The organism is Rickettsia japonica YH (assembly GCF_000283595.1).
In the GTDB taxonomy this organism is placed as follows: Bacteria; Pseudomonadota; Alphaproteobacteria; order Rickettsiales; family Rickettsiaceae; genus Rickettsia; species Rickettsia rickettsii.
On sequence record NC_016050.1, the window covers coordinates 128,373 to 145,443 of the forward strand.

Below are 17,071 nucleotides of genomic sequence, written 5' to 3' on the forward strand. Positions count from 1 at the left end.
ATGAAATTGCCACGCAGTTTACGACTGCTCGCAATGACGATTAGATATCTACGCAACAAAGCCCGCTCGCTAATAGCGTTAAACAACATAAATCACTCACATGAAAATCTTAGCAGGCAGTAGTAATAAGTTACTTGCAACGCGTTTAGCTATAGCATTAAATATTAAATATATTGAGCCGCAAATTACCTATTTCAATGATTCCGAAATAAAAGTAGAAATTCAAAAATCGTTTCATAATGAAGATATAATCATAGTACAATCCACATCAAAACCCGTTAATGATTGCTTAATTGAGTTGTTTTTACTAGTAGATGCAGCAAACAAAGCGGGAGCAAATCGAATAATTTTAGTAATGCCTTATTTTTGGTTATGCAAGGCAAGATAATATAAATTCTCAAAATATAATTCCTACTAAGTTAATAGCAGATTTTTTAGAGAAGCTCGGAGTAAACCATGTAATTACTATTGATTGACACTCCGATAAAATAGAGAAATTTTTAATATTCCTGTTTCTAATCTTGAACCTATAAATTTATATATCCCGTTTTTAAGAACTTATAGCAATTTCGTTATAGTTACACCTGATAAAGGAAGTATCAATCGAGTTCAAAAAATTAGTAATTTACTAAATATAGATTCAGCTTATATAAACAAAGAAAGGGATATAAATAATAATTGCGAGATGATATCAATAACAGGTAGTGTAGAGGGCAAAAATTGCATATTAATTGATGATATTATAGATAGTGGAGAAACAATCGTAAAAGCAGCGAGATTTTTAAAAGAACATTCGACTTTATCGGTTAGTGCTTTTATAACTCATGCAGTGCTTTCTGCCGGTTCTAAAAATTCGATAATAGACCTCTTGGAGAACGAAGCTAATAAAGAGGAATTTGTAGGAAACACGGAACGCAGCACCACAGCGTACACTTTAGTAGTGAGGATGCGAGTACTGGATTGACGTACAAATTACCTTTAGAAGCAAGTTATGTAAGAGGTCTAATAGACAATATTTTTATCACGGATACTATAGAAACAAGTGACTTATCTACAAAATTTCATATAATATCCGTATTGTCTATCATCGTAAAAGAGTTAATAAACTATGAGCTTGTGTACTGTAGAAATAAATCTATCTACAATAAAAAATAATTACCTTTTATTACAAGATATTTGCAAAACCTCATTAGTCGGTGCTGCCGTTAAAGCTAACGGTTACGGTCTTGGAGCAGTACAAATTTCTAAAGTTTTAATAGAAGAAAATTGTAGGCATTTTTTTGTGGCCTCAAGTGAAGAAGGAGTGAATTTACGCAACGCTTTAGGATTAGATGTTAATATTTTAGTTCTTAACGGCGTTTTTGAACATGATGCTTTAGAGCTGATAGAATATAATTTAACACCTGTCCTAAATAACTTAAAACAAATGGAAATTTGGCAAAAATTTAGTAATTTGAAAAACCGATTATTGCCTTGTTATTTACATTTCAATACGGGGATTAATCGTCTTGGCTTAAGCTCTGATGAGATAGAGCAGCTAATTAATGATCGTGATTTGTTAAAAGGGCTAGATTTACAATATATTATAAGCCATCTAGCTATATCCGAGGAAATAGATAATCCTTATAATCTAGAACAATTAAACAGATTTAAAGCTTATTTACAATATTTCCCAAACGTCAAAGCAAGCCTTGCTAATTCCGGCGGCATATTTTTAGGACAGGATTACCATTTTGATTTAGCAAGACCGGGGGCAGCCTTATATGGTCTTAATCCCTTAACAAAGAATCCCGTAACCTTAAAAGCTCCTATAATTCACTTACAGAATTTGACACTAGATAGCCATATCGGTTATAATATGACTTTTACAACTAAGCGTGATAGTGTCATTGCAACGTTACCGCTTGGTTATGCCGATGGGTTTAGTCGTAATTTTAGCAATCAAGGTGAAGTATTTATTAACAGTCGCAGCGTTCCTATAGTAGGGCGGGTATCGATGGATTTAATAAATATCGATGTTACCGATCTACCACCGTCCGAGATTTTTCTAGGGCAGGAAGCGGAAATTATCGGAAATTATTGCACGCCCAATAAAATAGCGAGTATTATAGGTACTATCGGGTATGAGGTATTAACTAACCTTGGTAGTAGATATAAAAGAAAGTATATCGGGTAGATATCTGTGTCATACCATGGCTTGACCACGGTATCCAGAAAAAAATTAAAAAAGACTGGTTCCCGCGATCAAGTCGCGGGATGACATTAGAGGTTACTGGATGCCTGCTTTCGCAGAAATGACATAGCGTACTTAAATTAAATAGAAAAAATACAAATGTTATTCAATATAGCTAATTCGGTAGGTAAACGTACTGTAAAGTTTGCACAAAGTGTAGGTAGTTTCTCCCTATTTAGCTTTGCTGCCGTTAGCAGTATCATAAGACCGCCTTTATATTTGAGTTTAATCATCAGACAATTATTATTTATCGGGTTTCACTCGCTTCCGGTTGTTGCGATGACGACTTTTTTCTCAGGTGCGGTACTTGCATTACAGAGCTATATCGGTTTTTCCCGTTTCTCAGCTGAAAGCTCTATTGCAACGGTAGTAGTATTGTCGCTGACTAGAGAGCTTGGACCTGTCTTAGCTGGACTAATGGTAGCGGGAAGAGTTGGGGCATCAATCGCCGCCGAAATAGCCACAATGAGAGTAACAGAGCAGGTAGATGCTTTATATACTTTATCTACCGATCCTATTAAATATTTAGTTTTTCCAAGAGTAATAACAGCTATTATTACAATGCCTTGTCTTGTTTTAATCGGGGATATAATTGGTGTTATGGGCGGTTATTTGGTAGGGGTCTATAAACTTGATTTTAATAGTGCAGCTTATTTAACCAGTACTTTTCAGTATTTAGAACCGATTGACGTAATTTCCGGTCTTGTTAAAGCGGGAGTTTTTGGGTTTATTATTTCTATAATAAGTTGCTATAGCGGCTATTATTCAGGTAAAGGGGCTAAGGGAGTTGGAAGAGCAACTACCTCGGCAGTAGTGAATTCTTCTATCCTGATCTTAATCAGTAATTATTTAATAACCGAATTATTTTTTAAAGTATAGGTATACTCGTTTTATTTGGAAAAGAGCTAGGCGTTTTATATTTTTTGATCCTCACGTACGTTTATGTACGCTGCGGTCAAAAAATATAAAACAACAAAACCAATTTTTCAAATTAAACGAGTATACAGTTTTTTTGTTTATTTGGAGTATGCATGAGTGTAGAAGAATTTAAAATTAAAATTCGGTCATTATATAAATCATTTGCTAATCATAAGGTGTTAGACGGAATAGATTTGGATGTAAAAAAGGGCAGTTCATTAGTTATTTTAGGTGGTTCCGGTAGCGGCAAATCAGTTCTAATTAAAAATATAGTAGGATTGATTAAACCTGATAAAGGTAAAATTTTTATTGATAATGTAGAAATCCAAGATATCTCAAGTAAACAAAAATTTGAGATTATGGATGGTATAGGTTTTTTATTCCAAGGCGGAGCATTATTTGACTCCTTAAATATACGTGATAATATTACTTTCGAGACTAAAAAATTATCTAAGAAAGAAAAAAATGACCTTGCCGGTGCAAAGCTTAATTCCGTTGGTTTATCCCCTAGAATACTCGAGCTTTACCCTGCTGAATTATCGGGAGGAATGCAAAAAAGAGTAGCCCTTGCTAGGGCTATTTGTAGTACACCGTCGATTTTATTTCTTGATGAACCGACCACAGGGCTTGATCCTATCATGGCAAATGTTATCAACGAATTAATTATAAAAATCCAAGAAGAGTTAGAGGCAACTACGATTACTATAACTCATGATATGATTAGTGCCGCAAAAATAGCTAAAGAAGTAGCTATGATTTATCAAGGAAAAATTAAATGGTACGGTAGTAAAGATGAAATGCGTAATAGTGATAATCCTTATTTAAAACAATTTATAAATGGATTAACTACTGGGCCTATAGAGGTATAAAATGTTTAAGAACTTATTATGTATAATAATATTTCTAGGTATAAATCTAAATGTTTATGCTATAAATTCTAGCTCTTATACGACAGATGATATACTAAAAATAGTAATTATTCTTGGAATAGTTATTTTAATTTTTAGTCCTGCAAAATTCCGTATAATCGTTATCGGTACTATGTTAGGCTTGTCTTGTGCCTATTTCACGTATAAATACATCGTACCTATCTTTATTTCTTTACTAAATAGACCATAAAGATAAATATTGCTATTAGTGATGCCCCACATCTCTGCTATTTTCTCTTCTAATAGTATCAATTTAATATTCTACAATTAATCTAAAGCTCTAATTCCCCCGTGATAGCCATCTAATTCAAAAGAATTGGGATGTATATTTTTACATGCATTTAAACCTATTATATTAATCATATTAGTATTATTATCAATACCATTAAGTAGTACGAATATCTTCCAAGTATTTAGATGATTCAGGCGCCTCCAATTATTCGTACTTTTATTAAATCTTGTTCTATCAATTCATTCTGATTAAAGTCAGTAATTAATTGCTCTAACTGTTGTGAATTAATATTTCTAGCTAATGCTATTTTATTTCATTTTACGGAAAAGAAACTACAGGCAATCTCTTCATTTAAATCTTTAGTATAAATTACTAAATCATCATTTATATCAAAAATTTTATATTCTTGTGAGTTAATTTCAATTTGCATAGTTTATTTACTTTGTTGAGTGTTTTTGTGTAAAGCAATATTTTTATTGGGAAGAGTATAGCTAGGTGCAGCTATTTTTGTCTTAGTACTTATATTTTTTTTATATCTTATCACTTGTTAAGTTTAATTTTGGTTCATTTTTTGTTTTATTACTACTAAAAATATTTATGAACAAATCTTTTATTTTTTGTACACTTTTTTGTATCTAGGATTTTTTAATATTACTATCTTGTTGGTAGGTAGAATGAGTAAGTGCTAATGTTTTATTAATTTCTGAACGTACACTTTCCAACGGATTTAAATTGTTAGATAATAAATAATCAGTTTTAGCTATTAAATTATTTACAATTTTTGTTTGTTCTTGATCATTTAGATTCAATTCGTGAACTCGATTACTAATATTTTTAGTTACTACATTATTGCTGAATAATATGTTTTTGTTGGATTTCATTTAAAGAGCGATTAGGTATATTTTTATTTTTAGTTAAATCAAAAGCTTTATAAAGTACAGGAGTATTACTTCCTATACTTAAATGTACTTGTCTAGTAGCGGTTGTTTTATCCTCTCTACCCGGAACAGTTACATGTTATTGGATCAAATATAATTCCTAATGGGGCTCCCTTGTCTTCTATATCTGTAGATTTTATATTTACGTTAAAGTGGTTATTTAATTCTTGTGTTACTTTACGAATATTACCATCTGATACCGCAATTGATACTGCAGATCTATCACACCCTCCTACTAAATAAGCTTCTAATTTAGTATTAGGAGGAAAGTTGCTTATTACATCATGTGTTAAAGAACTAGCATCAGTAAATCTGTCAACATGGGCTAATGCAGTTTTTTTAGTTAATGGATCATGTAAAATTACAGCAACGCATTGTTGAATGTTATCAGTGCCTATCTTTTCTTTATCAGAAAAACCAACTTTATACTGTTCCACACGAACAGCTTCATAATCAACTATACCTTGCTGTAATGAGTAAGCATATGCATACTGCGCTATTGAATTTTCTTTACGGTTTTGAGTTTTATAAGCAGCTCCTAAAGCTAATCTTGCCATTAATTCTTTAGCTTGGTCATTATTAGCTTGGCTAATGTTCCTTGTTGTTGATGTGCAGTGACTATAATTTTTTGTATGAATTTTCTACATTATAATATTTCTTTGCTTCAAAAGAATTCTCTATACTATCTTGAAATTGTTGAATAGCATTATCAAACAGTCCCAGCTGTTGATAGCTACGTCCTATCATAGTATTAGATATAGGAAAGAAAATTACTGTCAGCTTGACCTATAGCAATTTGTTCAGCTTGTTGTAGTGGTTTAAGAGCAACAAGATGATTGTCTTTACTCTATAATTTTAATCCTTCATTATACAAAAAGCTGCTTGATTATGATCAATTTGCTCCTTTATACTTAATGGTTTTGGAGTAAGATTACTAATATATTCAGGAAAACTTGAAGGCAACTCTCCTAATTTTTAAATTAGTCCGGTGATATTACCTTGAACTGGATTCCCATTAATAAGCATAGATTTATAATAGTTTAATTAATTTATATTTTTATATAAAACTCTGTTATTTAATAAAAATCAAGCATTAGCTAATACGTAGCTACAAAATAATTATCTCTTGACACTAGGGGGGTATTGCTTTATATTCTTTATCTATTGTATATACTCGATGAACTTCAAAAATTGGCTAGGTCGTTCTACAAGATCTGTGGTGCTCACGTATTAAGTATACGCTCCGCTCCTCGGCTTATGAACTCTTAGCGCTTTTTGAAGTTGATCTTCGTATATGACTCTTCATTTACTTGAAGTATATTTTATAAGTTTTAAGGTATTTAGCTTATGTCTCGTAAGTGCGAACTCACAGGTGTGGGTGTTTTATACGGCAACAATGTATCACATTCTCAGCGTAAAACTAGAAGACGTTTTGAACCTAATCTAAGATCGGTTAAGTTTACAAGTGATATAACAGCCGGGGAATATAGATTATCGGTTAATGCTAGATGTATTAGTTCAGTGGAAAAAGCCGGGGGTTTTGATGCATATATTCTAAAAGCCGATGATAATGTTTTATCAAGTAAAGCTAGAGCTATTAAGAAAAAAATAATTCAGACTAAAACAGCAAAATCATTATGAAAAGTGGTATACATCCAGAATATAAAAAGTTTTTGATTAAAGTAGGAAGCGATGTTTTTGAAACAATGTCTACTCATCCTACAGGTGAAATTTTAATGGATGTTGATTTTAGAAAGCATCCGGCATGGAATAAAGATGCCGGAAATGTAGTAAATCAATCAAACAAAAGTGTTAGTGATTTCAATAAAAGATTCTCAGGTCTTTCTTTCGGTAGTAAGAAAGAAGCTAGCTAGGCTTTGTTTGTGGATAACAAATCGTCATTGCGAGGAAATTGCATAGCAATTGACGAAGCAATCTAGTAAACAATTCTGATTTATAGAATTTTTTTATTATTTTTTCTGGGTTGCCGTGCAGTCTACGACTACTCGGTATCTACGCAAGAATGACACTAACAATATTCACGTAGTATTGGACTAAGTCAAAATATAACACAGATAAATCGTCAATTCAATTATTGCGGGGTGGAGCAGCTCGGTAGCTCGTCAGGCTCATAACCTGAAGGTCGTTGGTTCAAATCCAGCCCCCGCTACCATATTTTTTAATGTCATGCTAGCTCACTTATAGCGTTATTGAAGTCTGCTGATGCCATTCCTAACTCAGTGTTGTTGCATATGACTACTCAGAAAATAGTGCCTACAAAATCAACTGATGGCAGTAAGCTTTTTCGTCATCAAGCTAAGTTTGTAGCCGGTGTTATGAATATAAATCAAATCCCCAATTTTTCATTACCGGAAATTGCTTTTGTCGGTAAGTCAAATGTCGGCAAATCAAGCCTAATAAACACGATATGTAATAATAAAAATCTTGCTAAAGTTTCTAATACTCCAGGGCGTACTAGGCAAATCAATTTCTTTAACCTTGCAGATAAACTTATTATAGTTGACCTTCCCGGTTATGGTTTTGCTAATGTTCCTATATCAGTCAAAGAGCAGTGGGGAGTGTTAATTAGTTATTATTTACGAAATAGTTATAATTTAAGGTTAGTTAACTTATTGATTGATTCAAGAAGGGGTATAAAAGAAAATGATAAGAAAGTAGCTGATCTATTATTTGCAAATAAAAGAGAATTTCAAATTATTTTCACAAAATCCGATAAAGTTACGGATCATAAAAACCTTAACGATGAAGCACAGAATTTTCTTGCAACTTTAAACTACTCATGTAATGTTATGTATGTAAGCAGTAGGAGTAAAGAAGGTGCAAGAGAACTTAAAGCTAGTTTGGCAAAATGCATCAAACCTCAAAAATAAAGAGGTAGATAGTATTTCTTCATTAAATAACATTGCTATAATTAAGAATATAATAAAGTGTAGTAGTGAGTTGAAGAATCAAGCGATAGTTCTAAAATTACCTGCTACTATTATTATTGACGATAAATTATTTACAGCTTTTATTGAATCTGTTAGATTGCTTGAGATGTGCGGTGCTAAAATATATATAGTACATGATCATATTGATTTACGCAGTTCGTCTTTAATATCACAAATAGATGAAAATTTTAGTCAAAAAATTAGTAAAATAAGCGACTATAGTTCTCTAAATAATCCTATTATTATGGAAATTTTATCCAGTTACGTTAACAAGCTTATAGTAACAAAGTTAAGTAGTATAGGTTGTTATGCAGTTGGTATTTCAGGTAAGGATGCTAATTTACTGCAAGCAAAAAAATCAAAACTATCTTACCGAAAAATTGTAAATCATGATGTTATAAATATTGGTTTTTTAAGCGAGCCTATTATGATTAATCCAGAAATTTTATTAAATTTTGCAGATAATAATATTATACCCGTGATAGCACCGTTTGCGAGCGACGATCAGGAGAAAACGCATTTATTAAATGTTAACTTAACGGTAGCAACAATTGCTTCTGCATTAAGTGCAGAACATTTAATATTGCCATATGAGATATTACAGGTATCCGAGACGTTTCCGTATAATATAAAAATACGAGATATTAACTTGTTGAAATCAATGTTAGATGATAGTAATAATTTCATCGAAGAAGCATTAATTAAGATAGCAGTTAATGCCCTTGAAAATAATAATGGTTACGTACATTTTGTGAATAGTGAAGCACCGAATTCAATATTGTCAACTATGTTTGATATTAATATAAATTAATAGAGGTTTTTTATGGCAGGAGCATTAGCATCCGATCTTTTATTTGTAGGGTTAACTAGACCGCCGATGATATTTGGAGTAAGTATTAAGTTTGCTGCATTAAATATGATAATGACTATGATAGTATTTATTTGGAATAACAGCATTATGATTTTATTCATTGCAGCTGCTTTGCATTTGGTAGCTTATATTATATGTTTTAAAGAACCGAGATTCATAGAGCTATATTTAAATAAAATGTCAAGAACTAGCCAATGTCCTAATAAATTTTACTACGGAGCAAATTCGTATAATATTTGAGTTTTATGTCATTCCCGCGTAGGCGGGAATCCAGTAACATTTAATGTCATACCGCGTCTTGATCGCGGTATCTTACGACACAGTCTGTGATACAAGATCCCGTGGTCGTAGCCACGGGATGACAACAAAAAATCTGGATTCCTGCCTACGCGGGAATGACATAAAAAGAGGTATAACTGACAAAATAAATCAAAATAGTTCAATCAGGTGAGGTAATGAAATTATTTAGGACTAGAGCAGCTAAAGAATTAAAGTCTCAACAAGAAAGACCCACTTCGCATTTTATTCCTTATAAATGTCATTGGGATAGTAATACTATTTTAACAAAAGATAATTCTTTATTACAAGTTATTAAAATAAATGGATTTTCTTTTGAAACTGCTGATGATGAAGATCTAGACATTAAAAAGAATATCAGAAATGCCTTACTTAAAAATATGGCTTCGGGAAATATCATTATGTATTTCCATACTATTAGAAGACGTAAAGCAGTAATATTTGACGATACGGAATTTACTTATGATCCTACCGTAAAAGTCCCTAATGATTTTATTACTTATTTAGGTGCAGAATGGCGTAAGAAACATGCTGGGGCTAGGTCGTTTTTTAACGAATTATATGTTAGTATTTTATATAAGCCTGATACTGGCGGTGTTGCTATAGTTGAGTATTTTCTAAAGAAGCTTAGACAGAAATCTAATAAAACCGCTTGGGAAAACGACATGAAAGAGATGAAAGAAAATCTTCAAGAAATGTCAACTAGAGTGATTAATACATTCAGAAGTTACGGAGCAAGATTACTTGGAGTGCGTCAAACGCAGTCAGGTAGTTATTGTGAAATTTTAGAATTCCTTTCATCTTTAATCAATTGCGGCGATTCACCGGGTCCTATAGCATTACCGCGTGGTACTATTGACGAATATTTACCGACTCATCGCTTATTTTTTGATTCTCGTACTATTGAAGCAAGAAGTCCGCTTGGCAAGAAATATGCCGGAATGATAAGTATACTTGAATACGGTCCTAATACTTCGGCAGGAATTTTTGATGGATTCCTGCAAATGCCTTTTGAATTTGTTATGACGCAAAGCTTTGTCTTTGTTAATAGAACAGTAGCGATCAGTAAAATGCAATTACAGCAAAATAGAATGATACAATCCGGTGATAAAGCTACTTCACAAATTGCTGAAATTAATACGGCCCTTGATATGGCCACTAGCGGTGATATCGCTTTCGGTGAGCATCATTTATCGCTTTTATGTTCCGCAAATAATATTAAAGCTTTGGAAGATATATTGTCAATGGCAGCAGTTGAGCTTTCTAATTCAGGAATTCAGCCGGTTAGAGAAAAAGTTAACATGGAACCTAGCTATTGGGGACAGTTGCCGGGAAATATGGATTATATAGTGCGTAAATCCACTATAAATACTCTTAATATGGCTAGCTTTGCCTCACAACATAATTATCCGCTTGGTAAAATTAGAGATAACCATTGGGGAGAATATGTCACAGTACTTGATACTACTTCAGGTACACCGTTTTATTTTAATTTCCATGTAAGAGATGTTGGACATACTCTCATTATCGGTCCAACTGGTGCCGGTAAAACAGTTCTGATGAATTTCTTATGTGCTGAAGCACAAAAATTCAAACCTCGTATGTTCTTTTTTGATAAAGATCGAGGAGCAGAAATATTTATACGTGCTTTAAACGGAGTTTATACAGTAATTAATCCGGGTTTAAAATGCAACTTTAACCCTTTACAGCTTGAAGATACTAGTGAGAATAGAACGTTTATTTTAGAGTGGCTTCGCGTGCTTGTAACTTCTAACGGTGAAAGTTTAACTGCACAAGATAATAAAATCTTATCTCAAGCGGTAAGCGGTAATTTTAGATTAGCAAAACAAGACAGAAGGCTTAGTAATGTTATAGCCTTTCTTGGTATTGATACACCAAATAGTTTGGCAAGTAGGATTGCAATGTGGGTTGGTAAAGGTTCACACGCTAAGATATTTGACAATGAAATAGATGATATTGATTTACAAAAAGCAAGAGTATTCGGTTTTGATATGACTGAATTACTTAAAGATCCTGTAAGCCTTGCACCAGTATTACTATATATTTTCCATCGTATTAATATCTCTTTAGATGGGCAGAAAACTATGATAGTACTTGATGAAGCATGGGCTTTAATCGATAATCCGGTATTTGCACCTAAGATCAAAGATTGGTTAAAAGTGTTGAGAAAATTAAATACTTTTGTTATATTTGCTACGCAGAGTGTCGAAGATGCTGCAAAAAGTAGAATTAGTGATACGTTGATTCAACAAACAGCTACGCAGATTTTTTTACCTAATTTGAAAGCTACGGATATTTATCGTAGTGCATTTATGTTGAGTCAACGAGAATATATTTTAATTAAAACTACCGACCCTACTACACGTTATTTTTTAATAAAACAAGGAATAGATGCCGTAGTGGCAAAAGTTAGCTTAGATGGTATGGATAACATAATCAGTGTTTTATCCGGTAGAGTTGAGACTGTAATATTGCTCGATCAAATTAGAGAGAAACACGGCAATGATCCGGATAAATGGTTACCTATATTTTATGAAGCAGTTAAAACATTATAAATGCCTGTCTGTCATCCCACGGCTTGACCGCGGGATCTTGTCTCACAGAGTGTATTCTGAGATCCCGTGGACAAGCCACGGGATGACATTTTTACAATGCGAGGCAAGTAACTAGTTATGAAATTATTTCCTCGTAGTATACTTATAACATTAGTATTAAGCTTTGCCCTAAATTTAGGGCTAGTTACTAAAACTCATGCTAAAGATACTCTTGATAGCATTATAGATATTTTGAGTGGCTTAACTTGCGAAACCCAAGGCGTAGGCGATTTGCTGCGTTCTGAATTTTCTCATACATGTATTGTTGCTCCGTTCTTTACTTTTGCGGTAATGAATCTTGTCTCTCCCGTTTTATACATGAATACGTTTTTAAAGCTTAAAATAAACGACAGTGATTTATTTAACGATAGTAACTTTGGGAATTTCCCCGGAGGTCAATGTGCTCGTGAAAACAGAATTGATCCTAAAAATCCAGAATTACGCTTTGCTTTATGTAATAATGCTAAATTAATTGTATCTCGGGCAAAATCTGTTGCAGAATCGGCACTTGCTATTGCTAAAGCCGTCTTAACAGGGAGCGACCCTTGGGATGATATAAAGACAGCGTGGGCAAATAAAAAAAAGGAATATCATGTTCCATATAGTGGTAAGCCCGGTGATGACGGTTTTGCATTTGATTTAGGCTTTCCTGTAATATATTGGAAAGTTATTCAAGATAAAGATAGAATATGCGTATCGACAAAAGGATTTACAGGAGACGTTCCCGTCGGCTGTAAATATATGAAAGAGCCGTTTCCAAAATCCATGTATAATAACTTTATGGATGTAGCAGATAAGGATTTTATTGAGGATCCAAATAAAACTCCCACCGATCCTTTAGCTTTAGTTTCCTGTAGTGCAGCGGGTGATGGATGTTATCAAAAAGCTTATAATGCTTCAAAAACTGCAGTAGTCATGACTTCTCCTCTTATAGAATGTATGAGGCAAATGATTGCTAGATTACTAATTAGTAAAGATGTTTGTAGTTTTGATAATGTAAGCCAAGTGGTTAATTTGGTTTCAAGGCAAGATAGTGCATTCTTTCAGTTTCAAGTAGGAATGTATAAAATAGTTACGGCTTTTCTAACTTTATATGTTATGTTTTTTGGCTTTAAACTATTACTTGCAGGTGAAGTGCCGCCAAAAAGTGAGTATATAAATTTTATATTGAAAATGATATTCGTAACTTATTTTTCAATAGGAATTAATATAACCCCTGGTAATGGTTCTCCGTATGACCGGTTAGATGGCATGATTCAGTGGGCGTTTCCTTTCTTACTTGACGGTATAAACGGTTTAGCAAGTTGGGTTATGAATGCTGCTCCGTCCGGTTTATGTAAATTTAACAATCTTTCTTATGACGGTACCGTTTCTTATATTGCATTATGGGATGCATTAGATTGTAGGGTAGCTCATTATTTAGGGCTTGATATATTATCTACGTTACTTGTCGAAAATGCTTATCGCAGTCATGATTTTTTAAATTTTGATTTCTTTAGTTTTAGTGCTCCACCATATATTTATTTGCTAATTCCGGCGATAATCTCCGGTAATATGATGTTGGTGTCACTCGCTCTTTCTTATCCGTTACTTGTGATTTCGGTTGCTGCCTTTATGGTTAATGCAACGATTATGTGTATGATATCTATAGTAATACTCGGTATTTTGGCTCCTCTTTTTGTACCTATGTTTTTATTCTCATATACAAGAAATTATTTTGATAGCTGGGTTAAACTAATGATCTCGTTCTTGCTACAACCTATGGTGGTAGTTACTTTTATGATCACGATGTTTTCGGTATATGATTATGGTTTCTACGGTAAATGTCAATATAAGAGCAAATTAATTCACAATAGTATAGAAGACAAAATTCAAGGTGGCATTACTTCTAAGAGGGATGTTTTAATATTTTACATTAATAATGATTGGGATGATACGTCACAATATCCTGATAAAGATGCCGTAGAAAGCTGTCAAAATAGTTTAGGTTATATGTTAAATAACCCTATTACCACGGCATTTAACTTTGCAAAAGATAGTGTAAGTGAAATTGTTGATAGTAAACCGGGTAATACCCCTACCGATAAATTTCTTGCTAAATTCCAGTTTTTATCAGGAGTAGTTTTGGGTCCCGGAATGTTTTTTATGTCTCCAAAAGTGCTTTTTGAGAAAATTAAAAATATTTTGCTTGCGTTAGTTACGGCATGTTTTACATTGTATTTGATGTATAATTTTAGTAGTCAGTTAGCTGAATTTGCTGCAGATATGACGGAAGGAGTAGCTCTTAATAATGTTGCTATAAAACCGCAAGCAATATTTAAGGCAGCTATGGCAGTACTTGCTACTGCGGGTGCTGCAACTAAGGGGGGCGATCAGATAGCAAGTAGAGGAGGAGTTGGTGATTTAAAAGCTGGTCAAGGTGGAGGAGCAAGTGATTTAGAGGTAGGGAAAGGCGGACTACCAAATGATAATATTGCTGCAAGCGGAGGTACGTCGGCACCTACGGTAACAACGCCGACAGCTTCGTCTTCTGTAGCAACTTCTAGCCCAAAAACTGTAAGTAGTGAAGCAAGATCAGATGTTGTTACTCCTCCTGCTCCTACAGAAGCTGTTTCACCACCGCCTGCTAGTATTAGAACTTCTATTTCTACACCTGCACCACAAAGTAATATTGCAGCTGAAAGTGTTGGAAAAATCATAAGAGATAATAATCAAGAAAGTAAAAAAGAGATTGATAATACTCCGCCTTCACAGGAAAAAGTTGATAATGCAGCTCCACACGAAAAAGTTGACAGCACAAGTAAAGGTACAGGAGTAATTGATTATAGTTTTAACTTAAAGGAACATGATAATCCGACAGGCATAAAACAGATACGGGAAAATGCAGAGATTCGAGATAAACGTGTAAAAGTAGAAAAAGCATGGAATGAACTAATAGCAAGCGGAGGAGGAAGAGTAAGAGAACAAGAAGAAGGAGAAATATCAGAACGATGTACAAATGCTGAAAAGGTATGGGATGAGTTAGTAAAAAGTGGCGTAGTAACAGAAAAAAAAGATAATAGTTCTAATGAAAACTCTTAAAACCTTAAAGATATTTATTATAGTTTGTATAGCGTCTGTAAGCTTAGCTAGCTTTGCCGGCTTTGGAGAATCATGTTCTAGTTTACCGACTACTTTAGATGGGTATTTAGAAACGGACACGGCATATGGCTATATAATTCGTAATATTGATATGAAAGATCCAAGAGGTAATTGTAACTCAGTTGCGTCTAGTATAACGTTTTGTTTTAAAAATGTAGAAGGTAGTAGTAGCCCTTGCACCATGTATACTTTAAATGAAGGTGACTCTAAAAAGATTAGTGATTTAAGTACCGATAATAATCCTGATCTTGGAGCAAATCCTGTATTAAAGAATATCGTTTTAACGGTTAAAAAATGGGATAATGATCTATGTTTAGTTATGCCTACGTCAAGGGGACCGATGCCGGTAGCATGTAAATCTTTGAGTGCTACACCGACTTCACCTCCTTCTGAGGATGAGAATTGTAATATAGGAAAAAATTGCTATACGGGAGCAAATTATAGTCAATCGTTAATTAATTTTTCCGGTCTTGCAGTTCAGTGTTTGAGCGAAACGCTTAATAAAATATTTTTTGCTGGAAAGAGTTGTAGTGCTCAAGATCAAAATTCTAGAATAACTAATCTTGCTGCTTTTTCTACGTTTCAAGGTTATTTAAAGAGAATTATAGGTGCGGCATTAATTCTTTATACTATGTTTTTTGCCTTTAATATGGCTCTAAATACAGAATATGCAAGTACTGAAAAAATAGCTCTTTTTGTAATAAAATTCTTATTTGTTGCTTATTTTTCTCTCGGTCTTGGACCTTTAGATTTTAGCGGTGGTCAGCCGACAAAAGAAAACGGTATGTTAAAATATGGATTACCTCTTTTGACAGGAGCAGCACCGGACTTTGCGCAGATGATCTTTAATGCAGCAGGTTCTAGAGGATTATGTCAATTTGATAATTCAAAGTATAAGGACGGTTATAAATTTTACGGTTTATGGGACGCGATTGATTGCCGTATAGGTTATTATCTTGGCTTGGATTTACTTTATAATATAGATAAGAATGGAGTGTTAGGGAATGTGGTAGGTAATGGTCCCCGTGGTAATAATATACCTATACCTAATTTTGATCCTGATGGCAAAAATGACAGACCGAAGGATTTAAGTAAAGCAGGAGCACTTAGATTTTTTACCGTTATGTTTGGATTCTTTATGGCCGGAAACGTTATTATACTTGCAGCAGGTTTAGTATTTTCTGTAATATTTTTATCTATACTTTTATATTTTATTACGCATTATTTAGTTTGCATGATTACTATTTACGTTATGACATATATTTCTCCTATATTCATTCCTATGGCTCTATTTACTCGTACAAAAGCTTATTTTGACGGGTGGCTAAAAGTATGTATTTCATGTGCATTGCAGCCGGCAATAGTAGCAGGTTTTATAGCTTTATTAATAACTATGTATGATTCCGCAATATTTAAAAATTGTGAATTCCTTAGATATGATTATGAAAAAGGGGATATTAGATTTAGTACTTTTGAGTTAAGGCTTCCTGTTAGCGGGGCAGATCAATGTCAGGAAAGTTTTGGATATAAAATGTTAGAATATTATGCAGGTAAAGGTTGGGAAGAGCATTTATTGATACTTTTTCCAATAAAATCAATTGTTAGAGATGTTGTATCTATTTTAGCGGAACTTTTATGCGTATTAGTATTTTCGGTTATTTTTTATTACTTCTCTAAATCTATAGGACGATTTGCTTCTGATTTAACTAATGGTCCTAATATGGATGCAGTAACGGCAAGTCCCACTAAAATCGTTGGTTTAGTAAAGAAAGGAGCAGCCTTCCTTAAGGATGCTGCTATGGCTTCGCAAGGTAAGCCGCTGGTAGGAGATAAGCCGGGTGTTGGAGGTAAGCGTAAAGAGGGAAAGCAGCAAGGCGGGGATTTAGCAAGCGGCACAGGCGAAGGAGCTGATTTAGCAAGCGGTTCGGGTGGAGGTAAATGATAGA

Annotated in this window: 15 protein-coding genes, 1 tRNA gene and 3 pseudogenes; 16 read left to right on the plus strand and 3 right to left on the minus strand. The window is 33.6% G+C overall.

The window, feature by feature from the left end; all coding sequences use genetic code 11:
• Window positions 1–100 precede the first annotated feature (100 nt).
• The 7 genes and pseudogenes from RJP_RS07370 to RJP_RS00735 all read left to right on the plus strand — a co-directional run bounded on the left by RJP_RS07370 (window position 101) and on the right by RJP_RS00735 (window position 4,270).
• Complete coding sequence (locus RJP_RS07370) at window positions 101–388, plus strand: ribose-phosphate pyrophosphokinase-like domain-containing protein (protein WP_024704442.1); 288 nt, start codon at window positions 101–103, stop codon at window positions 386–388.
• Window positions 389–616: 228 nt separating this feature from the next.
• A pseudogene (locus tag RJP_RS10120) lies at window positions 617–799 on the plus strand (phosphoribosyltransferase family protein); the annotation flags it as partial.
• A gap of 66 nt (window positions 800–865) precedes the next feature.
• Window positions 866–1,101: pseudogene (locus RJP_RS10125) on the plus strand (palindromic element RPE1 domain-containing protein); the annotation flags it as partial.
• A gap of 7 nt (window positions 1,102–1,108) precedes the next feature.
• The gene (locus RJP_RS00720; protein ID WP_014120503.1) at window positions 1,109–2,176 is read left to right on the plus strand and encodes an alanine racemase; all 1,068 of its coding nucleotides are present in this window, start codon (window positions 1,109–1,111) and stop codon (window positions 2,174–2,176) included.
• 156 nt (window positions 2,177–2,332) lie between these two features.
• A complete protein-coding gene (locus RJP_RS00725) occupies window positions 2,333–3,112 on the plus strand; it encodes an MlaE family ABC transporter permease (protein ID WP_012150352.1) in 780 nt (259 codons plus the stop codon).
• Window positions 3,113–3,264: 152 nt separating this feature from the next.
• The gene (locus RJP_RS00730) at window positions 3,265–4,020 is read left to right on the plus strand and encodes an ABC transporter ATP-binding protein (protein WP_014013843.1); all 756 of its coding nucleotides are present in this window, start codon (window positions 3,265–3,267) and stop codon (window positions 4,018–4,020) included.
• Window position 4,021: 1 nt separating this feature from the next.
• Window positions 4,022–4,270 carry a DUF5510 family protein gene (locus RJP_RS00735; RefSeq protein ID WP_024704443.1) on the plus strand — a complete coding sequence of 83 codons (249 nt, stop codon included), beginning with the start codon at window positions 4,022–4,024 and terminating at the stop codon, window positions 4,268–4,270.
• A gap of 77 nt (window positions 4,271–4,347) precedes the next feature.
• Here the strand turns inward: RJP_RS00735 and RJP_RS11215 are convergent.
• The 3 genes and pseudogenes from RJP_RS11215 to RJP_RS00745 form a co-directional block, all read right to left on the minus strand.
• Window positions 4,348–4,550: pseudogene (locus RJP_RS11215) on the minus strand (hypothetical protein).
• Between the two features lie 397 nt (window positions 4,551–4,947).
• On the minus strand, window positions 4,948–5,193 hold the full coding sequence (locus tag RJP_RS07025; RefSeq protein ID WP_014120504.1) for a hypothetical protein: 246 nt from the start codon (window positions 5,191–5,193) through the stop codon (window positions 4,948–4,950).
• 116 nt (window positions 5,194–5,309) lie between these two features.
• Window positions 5,310–5,807 carry a hypothetical protein gene (locus tag RJP_RS00745; RefSeq protein ID WP_014120505.1) on the minus strand — a complete coding sequence of 166 codons (498 nt, stop codon included), beginning with the start codon at window positions 5,805–5,807 and terminating at the stop codon, window positions 5,310–5,312.
• Between the two features lie 790 nt (window positions 5,808–6,597).
• Here RJP_RS00745 and rpmB point away from each other — a divergent pair.
• The 9 genes from rpmB (at window position 6,598) to RJP_RS00790 (ending at window position 17,067) form a co-directional block, all read left to right on the plus strand.
• Window positions 6,598–6,891, plus strand: a complete 294-nt coding sequence (gene rpmB / locus RJP_RS00750; protein ID WP_014120506.1) for a 50S ribosomal protein L28 — start codon at window positions 6,598–6,600, stop codon at window positions 6,889–6,891.
• Window positions 6,888–7,124, plus strand: coding sequence for a 50S ribosomal protein L31 (gene rpmE, locus RJP_RS00755; protein ID WP_014120507.1), 237 nt, complete (start codon window positions 6,888–6,890; stop codon window positions 7,122–7,124). Before rpmB ends, rpmE begins: the two co-directional genes overlap by 4 nt.
• Window positions 7,125–7,346: 222 nt before the next feature.
• Window positions 7,347–7,423: transfer RNA gene (locus RJP_RS00760), tRNA-Met, on the plus strand.
• 79 nt (window positions 7,424–7,502) lie between these two features.
• On the plus strand, window positions 7,503–8,141 hold the full coding sequence (gene yihA / locus RJP_RS00765; RefSeq protein ID WP_014013849.1) for a ribosome biogenesis GTP-binding protein YihA/YsxC: 639 nt from the start codon (window positions 7,503–7,505) through the stop codon (window positions 8,139–8,141).
• On the plus strand, window positions 8,089–9,012 hold the full coding sequence (locus tag RJP_RS00770) for an amino acid kinase family protein (protein WP_014013850.1): 924 nt from the start codon (window positions 8,089–8,091) through the stop codon (window positions 9,010–9,012). Before yihA ends, RJP_RS00770 begins: the two co-directional genes overlap by 53 nt.
• Before the next feature lie 12 nt (window positions 9,013–9,024).
• Window positions 9,025–9,312: a type IV secretion system protein VirB3 gene (locus RJP_RS00775; RefSeq protein WP_014013851.1), complete on the plus strand. Its 288-nt coding sequence runs from the start codon at window positions 9,025–9,027 to the stop codon at window positions 9,310–9,312.
• A 215-nt stretch (window positions 9,313–9,527) separates the two neighbouring features.
• Window positions 9,528–11,945 carry a VirB4 family type IV secretion/conjugal transfer ATPase gene (locus RJP_RS00780; protein ID WP_014120508.1) on the plus strand — a complete coding sequence of 806 codons (2,418 nt, stop codon included), beginning with the start codon at window positions 9,528–9,530 and terminating at the stop codon, window positions 11,943–11,945.
• Between the two features lie 117 nt (window positions 11,946–12,062).
• Window positions 12,063–15,065, plus strand: a complete 3,003-nt coding sequence (locus RJP_RS00785; protein ID WP_014120509.1) for a TrbL/VirB6 family protein — start codon at window positions 12,063–12,065, stop codon at window positions 15,063–15,065.
• Window positions 15,052–17,067 (plus strand): TrbL/VirB6 family protein, encoded by a 2,016-nt coding sequence (locus RJP_RS00790; RefSeq protein WP_014120510.1) that lies wholly within the window; start codon window positions 15,052–15,054, stop codon window positions 17,065–17,067. Before RJP_RS00785 ends, RJP_RS00790 begins: the two co-directional genes overlap by 14 nt.
• Window positions 17,068–17,071: the final 4 nt, after the last annotated feature.